Origin of the sequence: Streptomyces sp. T028 (genome assembly GCF_048159505.1) — a bacterium.
Classification (GTDB): domain Bacteria; phylum Actinomycetota; class Actinomycetes; order Streptomycetales; family Streptomycetaceae; genus Streptomyces.
In genome coordinates, this window is sequence record NZ_JBLRVZ010000012.1 from 289,013 (window position 1) to 305,165 (window position 16,153).

Genomic DNA, 16,153 nt, shown 5'->3' on the forward strand with positions numbered 1-16,153 from the left:
GGGGAACGACGTGGTGGGGCGGCCCCGCGCCGGGACCGCCCCACCAGGCTAGCCCTGTATCAGGAGACCCGGGAGAATACCGCGACAGTGCGACCCGGAACGGCGAACGTGCCCGATTCCCGCACATAGGAGGCGGTCTTGACGGTAGAGTCCGCGCCCGATGCCTGCACCGGGTGCAGCCGGTAGTCCTTCCCGGCGAGAGAAACGATCCGCTGCTGCTGCGCGTCCGGGGTCGCGTTGAAGACGACGACCAGGTCGCCCAGCTCCATGGTGATCACACCGGGCGTCTCGTCCGTGCCGGACAGCGGGAAGGACAGCGCCGACTGCACCTGCGCGGCCGTGCCGAGCGAGAACGCCTTCTCTGTCGTACGGATCCTCAGCAGGTCCTGGTAGGCGGCGGAGGCGGCGGTGATCTGCGGGCAGCCCACCTCGACGCTCGTCAACAGGGGCTTGGCGTAGGTCCACTTGGAGGCGTTGTCGGCGGCCGGGGGCAGCCCGCGGCCGAAGCCGTTGCCGTCGGCGCAGTTCCAGTGGATCGCGTTGAACCAGTCGCCGCTGTCGTAGGAGTTGCGGTCCAGGGACTTGGAGCGCAGCAGGTCGGAGCCGGCCTGGGAGAGCGACGGGCCCTGCGAGAGGGCGGCCGTGGCCATCGCGAGGACCTGCATGCGGGCCCGGTCGGAGGCGCTGGTCGACGCCGGCAGCTTGTAGGCGAGGGCGTCGAACAGGGACTCGTTGTCGTGCGCGTCGGCGTAGGCGAGGGCGTCGCCGGGCGCGTCCGCGTATCCGGCGGGCTGCCCGTTGTAGTCGACCTCGGCGGCGGTGACCTCCTTGCCGTCGGTGTCGGTGAACCGGTAGGCGGCGAGGTTCCCGGACAGTCCGACCTTGATCAGGTCCTGGTAGTGCAGCAGGCGGGCCCTCTGCTCGGCCTCCGTGCCGTTGGCCGTGGAGGAGTTGGGGTCGGTGTACAGGCCGGACGCGAAGCCCTGGATACCGGGGTCGGAGTCGAAGGGACCGCCACCGCGTACGGCGTCCCGCGCCCGGTCGGAGAAGGTCGCGATGCCGGTGCCGGCCATGTTCTGCTGCGTGGCCTGCGTGAACCGGGCGTCGTCGGCGACCTCGCCGAAGTTCCAGCCCTCGCCGTACAGGATGATCTTCTTGCCGTCCACGCCGTCCCTGGCGAGGGTCAGCGCGTCCAGGGCCTTCCTGACCGCCAGGATGTTGGCCTTCGGGTGGTGGCCCATCAGGTCGAAGCGGAACCCGTCGACCTTGTACTCCCTGGCCCAGGTGACGATCGAGTCCACGACCAGCTTGCCCATCATGGCGTTCTCGGTCGCGGTGTTGGCGCAGCAGGTGCTGTTGGCCACCGTTCCGTCGGCGAGGAGGCGCTGGTAGTAGCCGGGGACGATCCGGTCCAGGACGGAGGTGTCCGCCTGACCGCTCGCCGCGGTGTGGTTGTAGACGACATCCATGACGACCCTGAGGCCGTCCTCGTTCAGGGACTTGACCATCTCGCGGAACTCGACCGTACGGCCGGCACCGTCCGGGTCGGTGGCGTACGAACCCTCGGGGACCGTGTAGTGGTACGGGTCGTAGCCCCAGTTGTAGGCGTCCTTCGCGGCGGTCTTCGCCACGCACTCCTGCTGCTGGTCGGAGTCGGCCGCGTAGGAGGCCAGATCGCAGTCGGGGGTGGCCTGGCCGGCCTTCGTCTCGGGGATGGTGGCGATGTCGAAGGCGGGCAGGAGGTGGACGTACGACGTGCCCGCCTTCGCCAGCTGCCGCAGGTGCCGGGAGCCGTCGCTGTCCTTGTCGGCGAAGGCGAGGTAGGTGCCCGGGTTGCGCGCCGTGCTGTCGGCGACGGAGAAGTCCCGGATGTGCAGCTCCTGGATCTCGGCGTCCTTCAGCGGCACGGCCCGGGGCTTGGTGTACGAGGACCAGCCGCCCGGCGCCAGCGACCTGTCGTCGAGGTCGACGATCAGGCTGCGCCCGGAGTTCGCGGTGAGGGCGACCGAGTAGGGGTCGGTGACCTTGTTGGTGACGACCTCGCGGACACTGGGCGCCCAGACCTTCACGACGTACCGATACGCCTTGCCCTTCCAGGACTTGGGGCCGGTGACGGACCAGACGCCGGTGCCGGCGTCACGCCTCATCCGCACGAGGGAGCCGTCGAGCTCCAGGGACACCTTCTGCGCGGTCGGCGCCCAGACGGCCAGCGTGGGGCGCCCGTTGTGGAAGGTCGGGCCCAACTCCGCCTTGGTGGCGGTGGGGTACAGATCGTCCAGCACTCCGGCGATCTGTACGCCCGTCGCCACCAGGACCGCCCCGTTCACGGCCCGCTGGGAGGCGACGAGCTGACCGCTGAGCGCCTCACGCACGCGGTCGCGGTCACGCGGGTCGACGGACCAGGCCGTGTAGTCCTTCAGATGCGGGAACTTGGCCTTCTGCGCGTCGGTGAGCGTGGTCTTCGTCAGCCGCAGCCAGCGCTCGTCGTCGCTGGTCAGCGTGGAGTTGTCGACGGTGATCGAGCCGTTGTGGGAGTACAGCAGCTGGGTGGAGGCGGCGGCCTCGGAGCCGTTCCAGGCGAGGGTGTTCCGGTCGATCCAGACCGCCTTGGAGGTGGTGAGGTCGAGCGCGGCGGCGGACCCGGCGGGCTGCGGGAGCAGGTACTTCTCCTGGCCGTTCAGCAGCCACACCTCGTGGCCGTTCGCCGTGAGGTCGAGGGACTGGTCGGCGGGCAGGTCCTTGTCGTCGCCCTTGTGGAGGATGTAGCTGAGGCTGGTGGCCCCGTCGGTGAGCGGCACCTCGAAGACCGCGCCGTAGGCATCGGTCCTCACCGGCTTCAGCGGGTCGGACCACTCGGTGGGGTTCGCGGCGCCCGTCCAGACGTGCAGTCCCCAGCCGTCGTAGTCGCCGTCGGCCCGGTGATAGTGGATGACCGCCTTGGTCTTGTCCTGCTCCGGGTAGTCCGGCTTCTCGGTCAGGACGTCCGTCTTGCCCTGCTCGACCCAGACCTCGCCGGTCTGGGTGACGTCGATCGTGCGGTCGGCGGAGACGTCCTTGTCGCCGTCCTTGTCGATGACGAGGAAGCCGATGTTCGAGGCGCCGGGCTTCAGCTTGACGTAGGCGAAGGCGCCGTACGCGTCACGGCCGGCGAAGGGGTGACTGTCCGGCCAGTTCGTCGACTCGCCGTCGGCCAGGTCGCCCCAGGCGTACAGGCCCCAGTCGTCGTAGTCGCCGTCGGGGCGCTGGTAGTGGACGACCGCATAGTCGCGGGAGGAGGCGGTGGGGATCTCCTCGGCGGGCGGGGTGCCGGTGGTGCTTGTGGCGGTCGCTGAAGCCGTGCGGCCCGCCGAGTCGATGACAACGGCCTTGTAGCGCAGGGTCGTTCCGGCCGGTACGTCCTCGGCGATGCTCTGGGTCACCTTGTAGGGGGCGTGGTCGGCGGAACCGAGCGTCCGCCACTTGCCGTTGCCGACCTGCGCGGCGAAGACGACCCGGTTGAGCTGTCCGCCGTCGACGTCCGCGCTGAGCTCGACGGTGCCGGTGGCACCGGTCGCCGGGGCCTTGAGGGTGATCGTCGGCTTGGTGGCGGGCCTGGTGAGCGGGCCCGCGGCCCTGAGGACGATCGTGGAGCCGGCCGGGACGGTGACGGTGATCTTCCGGTCGGCGCCGGAGGCCGCGGTGTCCTTTGTGCCGTAGATCCCACGGAAGGTCATCCGGGAAGAACCCGTGGCGAAGGTCGCCGTCTTCGCCGTGTCCGCGTTGTTGAAGGCGACGACGTACTCGGTGCCCGTCTTCGCGTCGGTGCGGGAGACGGCATAGACGCCGGCCCCGTCGGCCGCGTACCGCTCGGTCTGGACGCCGTCCGTCAAGGCCGGGTTGGCCTTGCGGAGCTTGGCGAGAGCCGCGATCTGCCGGTAGAGGGGCGCGCTCGTGTCGTAGGCGTCGCTCGCGTGGGTGCGGTCGGTGCCGATCTCGTCGTCGTCGAGGTAGTCGGCCGTGCGGGACGCGAACATGGTCTGACGGGCGTCCTTGTCGCCGCCGGAGCCGGTGAAGCCCTGCTCGTCGCCGTAGTAGACGACCGGGTTGCCGCGGCTGAGGAACATCAGCTCGTTGGCGAGCCTGTCCTTGGCGAGCAGTTCGGCGTCGGTGGCCTTCGGGTTGTCCTGGTTCAGGAAGTACCCGATACGGCCCATGTCGTGGTTGCCGAGGAAGGTGACCTGCTCGTACGCGTTGGCCTTGTCAGTCGTGTACTTGTAGTCGTCGCCGAAGACCTTGGACAGCGTCTGCGCGCCGCCGCCCTGGGAGGCGTACTGGCGGGCCGCCTCCTGGAAGGGGAAGTCGAGTGTGGCGTCGAGGCGGCCCTGGGTGACGTACGGGGACGTGATGTCCGTGTCGGCGGAGTAGACCTCGCCGAACATGAAGAAGTCGTCCCGCCCCTGCCTGGCCGCGTACGCGTCGAGCGCGGTGGCCCACTGGGTCCAGAACTCCATGTTGACGTGCTTCACGGTGTCGATCCGGAAGCCGTCGATGTCGAAGTCCCGCACCCAGCGCTGGTAGATCCTCTCCATGCCGCCGACGACCTCGGGACGCTCGGTCCACAGGTCGTCGAGGCCGGAGAAGTCGCCGTAGGTCGTGGACTCGCCGGCGTAGGTGGAGTCGCCCCGGTTGTGGTACATCGTCGGGTCGTTGAGCCAGGACGGGACCTTGACGTCGGAGGTGACCTTCGGGGTGCGCGGGAAGGAGTCCGCGTCGACGTCCGGGAAGTCCTGCGTACCGGCCGCGTAGTCGGCGTCGTCGAAGGGCTCGCCGTCCTTGGTCAGATAGGGGAAGGCGCCCTTGGAGAGGTAGCCGTAGGACTTCTCCTCGTAGTCGACGACGTCGGCGGTGTGGTTGGTGATGACGTCGAAGAACACCTTCATGCCCTTGGCGTGCGCCTTGGCGATGAGGGTCTCGAGGTCCTTGTTCGTGCCGAAGTGCGGGTCGACCTGGGTGAAGTCCGTGATCCAGTAACCGTGATAACCGGCGGAGGCGTTGGCGCCCGTCCCCTGCACGGGACGGTTCTTGAAGATCGGGGCCATCCAGATGGCGGTGGTGCCGAGGCCCTTGATGTAGTCGAGCCTCTTGGTCAGGCCCTTGAGGTCGCCGCCCTGGTAGAAGCCCTTGTCGGTGGGGTCGTAGCCGGTGGTCAGGCGTGAACCGGTCAGACCGCCCTGGTCGTTGGCGGTGTCCCCGTTGGCGAATCGGTCCGGCAGGACGAAGTAGAACTGCTCGCGGGTGTCGTCGTGCCGGGCGGGCTCGGCGGCGAGCCTCGCGTCGGAGGGCGGCGGGGGCGGGGAGGCGGCGTGCGCCGCGAGCGGCTGCACCAGGGCTGCGGCGAGGGCGGCGACGGTGACGGCCGCGACCCGTCTGACGTGTATCACCGGTGTGAACTCCTAGCGATGGCGGCTCTCTTGGGTCCGACCCCGCGCGACCGTATCGCCACCGAAAGGCTTACAGCAAGAGTCTTGCAAGTCACAGCAAGAACTTTCACCGGGGACCTTGACGTGCCCTTCTCAACTGCCGCACTGTCACGGGTTGTTGAATCCAGAACCCCCGTTTCCGGAGCCGCACATGACCATCAGACACCATCCGCCGGGTGTCCTGCGGCGCGCCGCCACCGCCGCGGCCGCCGCCACCCTGGCCCTCGCCGGCGCCGTCGCGCTGCCGGCCACCGCCGCCCACGCGGACGCCACGACCTCCGGCGATGTGATCGCCAACCTCTGGTCCTACAACTGGGACTCGGTGGCCTCCGAGTGCACGAACGTGCTCGGTCCGAACGGCTACGGCGCGGTGTGGGTCGCCCCGCCCGCCGAGTCCCTGAAGCAGACCAACTACTACTGGTGGGACGTCTACCAGCCGTACTCGTACAACCTCAACGGCCGCTTCGGTACGGCGGCCGAGTTCGCGTCGATGGTGAGCGCCTGCCACACCGCCGGTGTGAAGGTCTACACGGACGCCGTGATCAACCACACGGCCGCGCAGACCGGCACGGGATACGACGGCACGACCCTGACGAACAAGTACGACACCCCGGACTGGGACCCGGACGACTTCCACACCTCGACGGAGTGCAGCGACTCCGACCTGATCATCGACGACTGGTCGAACCTGACCGAGATCCAGAACTGCGAGCTGCTGGGCCTGCCGGACCTGGAGACCGAGGACGACGACGTCCGCTCCGGCATCGCGGCCTACCTGAACAAGCAGATCGCGCTGGGCGTCGACGGCTTCCGGATCGACGCGGCCAAGCACATCCCGGTGGCCGACCTGAACGCGATCCGGGCGAAGCTCACCAGCACGACGTCGGGTTCGACGCCGTACGTCTTCCAGGAGGTGTACCCGGGCTCGACGCCCGCCGCCTCGGACTACTACGCCTCGGGTGACGTCCTCGACTTCACCTACGCGAGCAAGCTGAAGTCGGCGTTCCAGGGGAACGTCTCGGACCTGGAGTCCCTGTCCTCGTCCGGGGTCCTGACCCCCGCGGGCTCGGTGTCCTTCGTGACGAACCACGACACCGAGCGCAACGGCCTGCACATGAGCTACAAGGACGGCGACACCTATCGCCTCGCCAACGTCTTCCAGCTCGCCTACAAGTGGTCGACGCCGACGGTCTACTCCGGCTTCGAGTTCTCCACCTCGGACCAGGCCCCGCCGAACTCCAGCGGCTTCGTGACCGACACGGACTGCTCCAACGGCTGGTACTGCCTCCAGCGCGACACCGCGATCACCGGCATGGTGAAGTGGCACAACGCGGTGGGCTCCGAGTCGGTGACCAACTGGTCGACGAAGTCGTCCAGCGTGATCGGTTTCGCCCGCGGCACCGCGGGCTACGTGGCCCTCAACAACGGCTCGTCCTCCGCGACGTACACCTTCGCGACGGGCATGGCCGACGGCACGTACGCCAACGTCACGGACAACGGCTCGACCACGGTCACGGTCTCGGGCGGCAACGCGACCCTCACCATCCCGGCGAAGAGCGCGATCGCCTTCTACGACGGCGAGTTCACACCCTGCACGACCTGCGAGGACCCGGACGACGGCACCTCGACGGTCACGGCCACCTTCAACGAGTACGCCGCGACGGCCTCCGGTACCAACGTCTACGTCGTCGGCTCCATCGCGGCCCTCGGCTCCTGGGACACCTCGCAGGCGATCCAGCTGTCGTCGACGGGGTACCCGATCTGGTCGGGGGAAGTGAGCGTGCCGATCAACACGTCCTTCGAGTTCAAGTACATCAAGAAGGACAGCTCAGGCAATGTGACCTGGGAGTCCAACGCCAACAGGACGGCGACCACGACGACTTCGGCGATCACGGTCGACAGTTCCTGGAACGTGGCCACCGCGAGCGCCACCGACGTCACCTTCAACGTCAACGCGACGACGACCTGGGGCACCAACGTCTACGTCGTCGGCTCCATCGCCTCCCTGGGCTCGTGGAACACCGCCGACGCGATCCCGCTGTCCTCGGCGTCGTACCCGACGTGGAGCAGGACGGTGATCGTCCCGAAGAGCACGGCGTTCGAGTACAAGTTCATCAAGAAGGACAGCTCCGGGACCGTGACCTGGGAGTCCGGGACGAACCGCTCGTACACGACGGGCAGTTCGTCCGGATACACCACGAGCGACACCTGGAAGTAGTGCGCCCCGCTCAGCAGCTCGACTTGCCCGCGTAGACGGCGAGCGCCGTGCCCGCACCCAAGGTGGCGGTGAACTGTCCGTTGGAGTTCACCGCCACCGTCGTGTTGTTCTGCACGTTGCAGTACGTCCCCGCCGCGAGGGAGGTCTGGTACGTCCGGGTCAGGGAGCCGCTCTCGTGGTTGATGGCGACGTACCCCTTGCCGCCCCGGCCGAAGGCGATGGCGTCGCCGCCGTTGTCCCACCAGTCGCTGACGGCCTCGCCGCGGGTGGCGTTGCGGAAGGCGACCATGCGGATGATCTCCGGCCAGGCGTGCTGGCACTTCCAGCCGTCCTGCCAGCAGGCGTTGACCGTACCGCCGTTGGGCGGGCCCGCGTCCACGTCCGACCACTCGTAGGCGGAGTTGATGTCCGGGGCGCCGTAGGGGTAGGCCAGCATGAAGACGTTGGCCAGGGTGTAGTTGGCGCCGTCCTTGTAGTTGAGGGTGGAGCCGTTGCGCTCGGTGTCGTGGTTGTCGACGAAGACACCGGCGACGGAGCTGCTCATGTAGCCCCAGCCCTCGCCGTAGTTCTTCAGGTAGGCGAGGTTCTCGTAGTTGAAGACCCGCTTGAGGTCGTAGGCGTAACGGAACTCCTGCACATCCCCGTTGCCGGTGTACTCGGTGGGCTGGACGGCCTCGCCGGAGCCGTAGATGACCTCCTGCTTCCAGTACGCGCTCGGGTTCGTCAGCCGGGACTTGATGTTCGCCAGGTCGGCGGTGTCGATGTGCTTGGCCGCGTCGATGCGGAAGCCGTCGACGCCGAGGGTGAGCAGGTCGTTCATATAACCGGCGATGGCCTTGCGGACGTACTCCTCGCCGGTGTCCAGGTCGGCGAGGTTCACGAGTTCGCAGTGCTGGACGTTCCAGCGGTCGGTGTAGTTGGTCACCGGGGAGGTGCAGTCGTCGAAGTCGTAGGAGGAGTACAGGCCCGGGTAGTCGTACTTCGTGTACGAGGAGCCGCCGGTGCCGGTGCCGCTGCCCGCCGACATGTGGTTGACGACCGTGTCGACCACGACCTTCACACCTGCCGCGTGGCAGGTGTCGACCATGTTCTGGAACGCGGTGCGGTCGCCGAGCCGCCCGGCGATCTTGTAGCTGACCGGCTGGTACGACGTCCACCACTGCGAGCCCTGTATGTGCTCGGCGGGCGGGGAGACCTGGACGTATCCGTAGCCGGCCGGACCGAGGGCGTTGGTGCACTCCTTCGCGACGGAGGCGAAGTTCCACTCGAACAGGACGGCGGTGACGTCCTTGGTGCCGGGCGGGGTGGCGTGGGCGGCGGTCGCGGGGGCCATGAGGGCCGCTCCGGCGGCAAGGGCGACGGCGCCCGAAAGGGTTCTGCTGCTGACCATGTGGGGGTTCCTTCTCCGTTGAAGGTTCTTGCTGCAATCTTTCAGAAACCTTGCGGTGGCGCGATGTTAAGGGTGCGATGGCCGAGAACGGCAGGGGGCGGCGTGAAAGAAATGCGAGAAGTCATGGATTGACGCACCGTCAGTCAGGCGCTGTCCCCGTCGGCGGGAACGACGAAGGCCCGCCGCTCCCCCAAGAGCGGCGGGCCCGGTGCAGGGGGCCGTCAGGCCGTCGTCCACCACACGGTCGTGTCGGCGGGGAGTTTGGCCTCGCCGTCCGTTTCGGCCAGCTCGCCGCTGGTGAGGAGGACGCGGCCGTAGGACGGGATGCGGACCGATTCGGTGGAGGTGTTCGCCACGCAGACGAACTCGCCGCGGCGGAAGGCGAGGACGCCCTCGGGGGCCTTCAGCCACTCCACCGCGTCGCCCGCGCCCAGGTCGGGCTGGGTGCGGCGCAGGTGCAGGGCGGAGCGGTAGAGCTCCAGGGTGGAGCCGGGCACGCCCTGCTGGGCCTCGACGCTCAGTTCCGCCCACTCCGCCGGCTGGGGCAGCCAGCTGCCGCCCGAGCCGAAGCCGTACGACGTACCCTCCCGCGTCCACGGGATCGGCACCCGGCAGCCGTCGCGGAAGCCGTCCTGGCCGGCGCCGCGGAAGTAGGCCGGGTCCTGGCGGACCTCGTCGGCGAGGTCGACGACGTCGGGCAGGCCGAGTTCCTCGCCCTGGTAGACGTAGGCCGAGCCGGGCAGGGCCAGCATCAGGAGGGTCGCGGCCCTCGCCCGCCGGAGCCCCAGTTCCCTGTCGCCCGCGGTGCGGATCTGGGTGCCGAGGCCGGGCGGGTTGGCGAAGCGTGTGGCGTGGCGGGTCACGTCGTGGTTGGACAGGACCCAGGTCGCCGGGGCGCCGACGGGGCGCATGGCCTCCAGGGTGCGGTCGACGACCGTACGGAGTTCCTCCGCGTCCCATTCCGTCGACAGGTACTGGAAGTTGAAGGCCTGGTGGAGCTCGTCCGGGCGGACGTAGTTCGCGGTGCGCTCGACGGTCGGCGTCCAGGCCTCGGCGACGAACATGCGCTCGCCGGAGTACTCGTCGAGGATCAGCCGCCACTGGCGGTAGATGTCGTGGACGCCGTCCTGGTCGAAGAACGGCATGACATCGTTGCCCAGCAGTTTGAGCTGGTCGTGGGCGCCCAGGTCGGGGAGTCCGGCCGCCTTGACCAGGCCGTGGGCGACGTCGATACGGAAGCCGTCGACTCCCATGTCCAGCCAGAAGCGCAGGATCGAGCGGAACTCGTCGCCGACCGCCGGGTGTTCCCAGTTGAAGTCGGGCTGCTCGGGTGCGAAGAGATGCAGGTACCACTCACCGTCGTCGAGACGTGTCCACGCCGGGCCGCCGAAGATGGACTCCCAGTCGTTGGGCGGGAGTTCGCCGTTCTTCCCCTTGCCGGGGCGGAAGTGGTAGCGGTCGCGGAGGGGGGAACCCGGCCCCTCCGCGACCGCCCGCTTGAACCACTCGTGCTGGTCGGANGGGGGGGGGGGGGGGGCCCCCCGCCCCCCCCCCCCCCGCCCGCTTGAACCACTCGTGCTGGTCGGAGGAGTGGTTGGGGACCAGGTCGACGATGATGCGCAGGCCGAGTTCACGGGCGTAGCGGATCAGGGCGTCGGCGTCGAGCAGGTTGCCGAACATCGGGTCGACGGCGCGGTAGTCGGCGACGTCGTAGCCGGCGTCGGCCTGCGGGGAGGCGTAGAAGGGGCTGAGCCACACGGCGTCCACGCCGAGGTCGCGCAGGTACGTCAGGCGGGAGCGTACGCCTTCCAGGTCGCCCATTCCGTCGCCGTTGCTGTCGGCGAAACTGCGCGGGTACACCTGGTAGATCACCGCGTCCCGCCACCAGTCACGGCGCTTGCCGACGGTGGCGACGGCCGCTGCGGAGGTGGGGTTCGGGGCCGGGGCTGCGGAGTGCTGCTGGCTCATGGCGTCCTTGGTACGTAACGGGGTCATTGGGTCAGAGATTCAGACGGCGGCGGGGGAATGAGGCGGCCGCGGGGTCAGCGGGGTCTGGGGGTCCCCCCTCTGGGGGAGGACCCCACGGCCGCCACCCGCGCGGCTTGACGCACGGGAGTCTGCAGCGCCCCAAAGGGGCGCGGGGAACTGCGCGACCAGCCACAACGGCGCCGCAGACACACGACGGCACATGGCGGCCAAACCGGCGGTCACCCCTTCGTGCCGCCCGCCGTCAGGCCGGTAACCAGGTTCTTCTGGACGAGATAGAAGAACGCGGCGGCCGGTATCGCGATCAGCACCGCGGTCGCGGCCATGAGATTGCGCTGGGCGTCGTGCTCGCTGACGAAGGACTGCAGACCGACGGCAAGGGTGTACTTGTCGTCGCTGAGCATGAACGTCGAGGCGAAGGCGACCTCGCTGAAGGCGGTGAGGAAGTTGTAGAACGCGGCCACCGCGAGGCCGGGCTTGGCGAGCGGCAGGATCAGCCGGAAGAAGGTGCCGAACGGGGTGAGCCCGTCGACGCGTCCCGCCTCGTCGATCTCGAAGGGGATGGTGTCGAAGTACCCCTTGAGCAGCCATGCGCTGTACGGGATGACCGTCGTGCAGTAGACCAGGATCAGGCCGAAGTAGTTGTCGATGAGCTTGAGGTCCGAGAGGATCTGGTACATCGGCACCATCAGGACGGCGACCGGGAACATCTGGGTGACCAGCAGCACCCACATGAACTTCTTGTAGCCGGGGAAGCGCATGCGGGAGACGGCGTAGCCGGTGGTGGCGGCGATGAGCACGCCGATCGCCGTGGTGCCGAGGGTGACGATGAGCGAGCTCTTCAGCCAGTCGAAGAACTTGGTGTGTTCGAGGACGAACGTGTAGTTGTCGAACGTCATCTTGTCCCAGATGCCGCCCGGGTGCAGGTAGTCGTCCTTGTCCGGGCCGAGGGACAGGTAGGTCAGCCAGAGGATCGGGAACAGCGCGATCAGGCTGGCGACGGTGAGAAGGCCGTGGGAGACGAGGGAGCCGGCGAGGCCGGTCTCTCCGCGGCGGCGGGCCCGGCGCGGTGTCTTCGATGCCTTCACGGGGCTCTCCTTGCTCACCGGGGCCGAGGCGGGGGTGGGAGCGGTGGTCGTACTCATGATGAACTCCTGCCTCAGATCGCGAGCTGCTGCTCGTTGCGGCCCAGCCAGCGGCGGTAGAAGGAGGTGAAGACGATCAGGATCGCCAGCAGCAGGATGCCGTAGGCGGCGGACTGGGCGAAGTCACGCGGCTGCTGTCCGAAGCCGAGGTAGTACGCCCAGGTGACGAGGATCTGCGCGTCGGGGGCGGTGTTGCCGAACAGCAGGAAGATCACGGCGAACTGGTTGAAGGTCCAGATGATGCCGAGCAGGACGACGGTGGAGCTGACGGTCCTCAGGCCGGGGAGGGTGACGTAGCGGAACCGCTGCCAGGCGCTCGCGCCGTCCATCTCGGCCGCCTCGTAGAGGGAGGCGTCGATGGACTGCAGTCCGCCGAGCAGGGAGACCATCATGAACGGCACACCGCACCAGGTGTTGACCATGATCGCGGCGAACCGCTGCCAGAAGGTGTCCTCCAGCCACGAGGGCGTCGGCAGGTGGAGGGCGTCCAGGGCGGAGTTGATGATCCCGCCGTCGGCGAGCATGAAGCGCCAGCCGAAGACGGTGACGAAGGTGGGCACCGCCCAGGGCAGGACCAGGATCAGCCGGTACAGGGTGCGGCCGCGCAGCTTCTGGTTGAGCAGCAGCGCGAGGCCGAGGCCGATGGTGTAGTGCAGGGTGACGCAGAGGGCGGTCCAGACGATCGTCCAGATGAAGTGCGACCAGAAGCGGTCGTACGCCGTGGGGCCCCAGAGGATGTCGGCGTAGTTGTCGAGGCCGATGAACTTGTAGGTGGCGTCGATGTGGTTGACGCCGATCGTGCGCGCGGTGTTGAGGCTGTTGGCGTCGGTGAGGGTGAGGTAGAGGCCGTACGCCAGGGGGTAGAGCACGAGGACGCCGAGGACGACCGCCACCGGGGCGATCATGGCGTAGGCGTACCAGTGCTTGTGGAAGCCCCGCCTCAGGCGCCCGCCCAGGCCGGGCCCTGGCTCACGGTCACCGCGGCGCTTGCCGGTCGCGCGGTCGATGGCGACGGTCATGGTTCGACAACCTTCTCGAAGCTTGCAGATCAGGAGCTGCGGATCAGGGGCGGGTACGGGGCACAGGCCGGTGGCCGCCGGATCCCTCCCCCATGCTGCAGGGATCCGGCGGCCACGCGGGGCTCACTTGCTGAAGTCCGGCACCAGCTTGGCGATGGCGGTCTCAGCGGTGCTCAGGCCCTTGTCGAGGGTCTCCTTGCCGCCCGCGATCTTGGGCAGTTCGGTGTCGAGCGGGCCCCACAGGGAGCTGTACTCCGGCAGCGCGGGGCGCGGCTGGGCGGCGGCGAGGACCGTGCCGTAGCCGGCGATGCCCGGGTCGGCCTTGACCTCGGTGGTGTAGGCGTCGTCGCGCGTCGGCAGGGTGGAGTTCTTCAGCGCGATGGTCGACTGGGACTTCGCGGACGTCATGAAGTTGACGAACTTCAGCGCGGCGGCCTGGTGGGCCTTGTCCGAGCCGGCGTAGACCGAGAGGTTGTGGCCGCCGGTCGGGGCGCCCGCCTTGCCGGTGGAGCCGGCCGGGACGGTGGCGATGCCCAGGTTGGCCTTGTCCGTGAAGGCGGTGCCCTTGTAGAAGTTCGTGATCTCCCAGGGGCCCTGGATGATCGCGGCGACCTTGCCGTTGACGAAGGCGTCCTGGATGTGGGAGTAGGCGTCGGCGGTGACGTCGGCCTTGTGCAGGCCCTTGCCGTCGAACAGGCCGAGCCAGGTGCCGTACGCCTTCTTGGCCTCCGCCGAGTTGACGGTGATCTTCTCGGCGTCGGCGTCGACGGTGTCGGTGCCCTCGCCGTAGAGGAAGGTCTGGGCGTAGTAGGCCTGGGTGGAGCCCCAGTAGCCGTCGACGCCGGTCTTCGCCTTGATGGTGGCGGCGGCGGTCTTGAGGTCGTCCCAGGTCTTCGGGGCCTCGGTGATGCCGGCCTTCTCGAAGAGCGCCTTGTTGTAGACGAGCGCGAGGGTATCGGTGACGAACGGCACACCGTACGTCTTGCCCTCGTACTTGGCCTGCTCGACCAGGTTGGACTTGAACTTGGCCTGGTCGGTGAGGGCCTCGGTGCCGTCCAGCGGCAGGAAGTAGCCCTTCTTGGCGAAGGCGGGGGTCCAGCCGACCTCGGAGCGCAGCACGTCCGGGGCGCCGGAGGCACCGGCGGCGGTGTCGAACTTGTTCTGTGCCTGGCTGAAGGGCACGTTGACGTACTTGACCTTGATGTCCTTGTTGGCGGCCTCGAACTCCTTGACCAAGGCCTGGTACGTCGGCGCCTCATTGGTGGCGTTGGAGGTGTCCCACCAGGTGATGGTGACCGGCCCGCTCGAGTTGTCGCTGCCGCTGTCGTCTCCGCCGCAGGCCGTCGCCGCGAGGGCGAGGGACGCCACCAGCGCGGTGGCCGCTATGCCACGCCGCATGAGTTCTCCTTGAGGGTGAATGCCCGTGTAGCCACAGGGGGCGGTCCCGTCCACCGTCCCTGCCGCTTCGCCGAGGGCGCCGATGCCGCCGTCGGGCGTGGCCGAACGTAACAGCGTTGCAAGCGGCGCGAAAGTCCTTGCAGCAAAAATTTGCAAGACGGCCGGGAAGTTATCCGGGCGTGACCGGACGGCGACCGCCGTGAGACGCTTGTTTACGCCCGTCGAGCACGGCAGGGCGGCCTGTGCAAGACTCTGCAAGCTCTTGCCATCAACTTTCATGAAGGACCACGAGGGAGCGCGATGACGCAGCAGCCCGGACGAGGCAGGCCCACAGGTCGGCCGCGGCGTCCGATTGGTGTGCAAGGCGACACCTGGCCGGTACAGTCCACGTCTGTGACCACACGGCTTGCCGACATCGCCGCGCAGGCGGGGGTGAGCGAAGCGACCGTCAGCCGCGTCCTCAACGGCAAGCCTGGCGTCGCCGCCACCACCCGCCAGTCCGTGCTCGCCGCACTGGACGTGCTGGGCTACGAACGTCCGGTCCGGCTGCGGCAGCGCAGCGCGGGTCTCGTCGGCCTCATCACACCGGAGCTGGAGAACCCGATATTCCCGGCCCTGGCCCAGGTCATCGGGCAGGCGCTGACCCGCCAGGGCTACACACCGGTGCTCGCCACCCAGACGCCGGGCGGCTCCACGGAGGACGAGCTGACCGAGATGCTGGTGGACCGCGGGGTCGCCGGCATCATCTACGTCTCGGGGCTGCACGCGGACACCACGGCCGACATGCAGCGCTACGAGCAGCTGCGCGCGCAGGGCGTGCCCTTCGTGCTGGTCGACGGTTTCTCCCCGAAGGTCCAGGCGCCCTTCATCTCCCCCGACGACCGGGCGGCGATGACGCTCGCGGTCACCCACCTCGTCTCCCTCGGCCACACCCGTATAGGACTCGCCCTCGGTCCGAAGCGGTTCGTGCCCGTGCAGCGCAAGATCGAGGGGTTCGTCCGCGCGATGCAGGACCAGCTGAACCTGACCCCGCAGGCGATCGAGGAGGAGCTGGTCCAGCACTCCCTCTACACCCTGGAGGGCGGCCAGGCCGCGACCACGGCCCTGATCGACCGGGGCTGTACGGCGATCGTCTGCGCCAGCGACATGATGGCGCTCGGCGCGATAAGGGCGGCCCGGCAGAAGGGCCTCGCGGTCCCCCAGGACATCTCCGTGGTCGGGTTCGACGACTCCCCCCTGATCGCCTTCACCGACCCGCCCCTCACCACGATCCGCAAGCCGGTCCCCGCGATGGGCCAGGCCGCGGTCCGTACGCTGCTGGAGGAGATCGGCGGGACGCCCGCGCCGCACAGCGAGTTCGTGTTCATGCCGGAACTGGTGGTGCGCGGTTCGACCGCTTCGGCCCCTGGGGAACGGAATCGCCCCTAGGACCGGATCGTCCCCAGGGTGGAGGAAAGGGGGGTTTCCTCACCTGCGCCGGTAGGAGACGATGGGTTCGTCCGCCGTAGAACATGCGGGGGCAACCCGACCGGAGGATG

7 protein-coding genes and 1 pseudogene are annotated in these 16,153 nt (G+C 68.5%); 2 read left to right on the forward strand and 6 right to left on the reverse strand.

All coding sequences use genetic code 11. The features are described from left to right. Positions 1-59: 59 nt before the first annotated feature. Positions 60-5,420, reverse strand: coding sequence for a pullulanase-type alpha-1,6-glucosidase (gene pulA / locus ACLZN2_RS13690; RefSeq protein ID WP_416978701.1), 5,361 nt, complete (start codon positions 5,418-5,420; stop codon positions 60-62). Between the two features lie 190 nt (positions 5,421-5,610). On the opposite strand from pulA, the gene ACLZN2_RS13695 reads away from it, so the two are divergent. Then, positions 5,611-7,677, forward strand: a complete 2,067-nt coding sequence (locus ACLZN2_RS13695; RefSeq protein ID WP_416978702.1) for a carbohydrate-binding module family 20 domain-containing protein — start codon at positions 5,611-5,613, stop codon at positions 7,675-7,677. Between the two features lie 10 nt (positions 7,678-7,687). On the opposite strand, the gene ACLZN2_RS13700 is transcribed toward ACLZN2_RS13695, so the two are convergent. The 5 genes and pseudogenes from ACLZN2_RS13700 to ACLZN2_RS13720 form a co-directional block, all read right to left on the reverse strand. After that, complete coding sequence (locus ACLZN2_RS13700; RefSeq protein ID WP_416978703.1) at positions 7,688-9,067, reverse strand: alpha-amylase; 1,380 nt, start codon at positions 9,065-9,067, stop codon at positions 7,688-7,690. 221 nt (positions 9,068-9,288) lie between these two features. Further along, a pseudogene (locus tag ACLZN2_RS13705) lies at positions 9,289-11,035 on the reverse strand (glycoside hydrolase family 13 protein). A gap of 239 nt (positions 11,036-11,274) precedes the next feature. After that, entirely contained in the window at positions 11,275-12,198 is a 924-nt protein-coding gene (locus tag ACLZN2_RS13710) for a sugar ABC transporter permease (RefSeq protein ID WP_416978704.1), read from the reverse strand. Between the two features lie 14 nt (positions 12,199-12,212). Then, complete coding sequence (locus tag ACLZN2_RS13715) at positions 12,213-13,217, reverse strand: carbohydrate ABC transporter permease (RefSeq protein ID WP_416978705.1); 1,005 nt, start codon at positions 13,215-13,217, stop codon at positions 12,213-12,215. Between the two features lie 123 nt (positions 13,218-13,340). Further along, a complete protein-coding gene (locus ACLZN2_RS13720) occupies positions 13,341-14,615 on the reverse strand; it encodes an extracellular solute-binding protein (RefSeq protein WP_416978706.1) in 1,275 nt (424 codons plus the stop codon). 393 nt (positions 14,616-15,008) lie between these two features. Between ACLZN2_RS13720 and ACLZN2_RS13725 the strand changes: the two genes are divergently transcribed. Beyond that, on the forward strand, positions 15,009-16,043 hold the full coding sequence (locus ACLZN2_RS13725) for a LacI family DNA-binding transcriptional regulator (RefSeq protein ID WP_416978707.1): 1,035 nt from the start codon (positions 15,009-15,011) through the stop codon (positions 16,041-16,043). Positions 16,044-16,153: the final 110 nt, after the last annotated feature.

Bases quoted from the DNA above. Each gene is read 5' to 3' on its own strand.
- ACLZN2_RS13695 (WP_416978702.1), top strand. From the start codon at position 5,611: ATGACCATCAGACACCATCCGCCGGGTGTCCTGCGGCGCGCCGCCACC.
- ACLZN2_RS13700 (WP_416978703.1), bottom strand. From the start codon at position 9,067: ATGGTCAGCAGCAGAACCCTTTCGGGCGCCGTCGCCCTTGCCGCCGGA.
- ACLZN2_RS13710 (WP_416978704.1), bottom strand. From the start codon at position 12,198: ATGAGTACGACCACCGCTCCCACCCCCGCCTCGGCCCCGGTGAGCAAG.
- ACLZN2_RS13715 (WP_416978705.1), bottom strand. From the start codon at position 13,217: ATGACCGTCGCCATCGACCGCGCGACCGGCAAGCGCCGCGGTGACCGT.
- ACLZN2_RS13720 (WP_416978706.1), bottom strand. From the start codon at position 14,615: ATGCGGCGTGGCATAGCGGCCACCGCGCTGGTGGCGTCCCTCGCCCTC.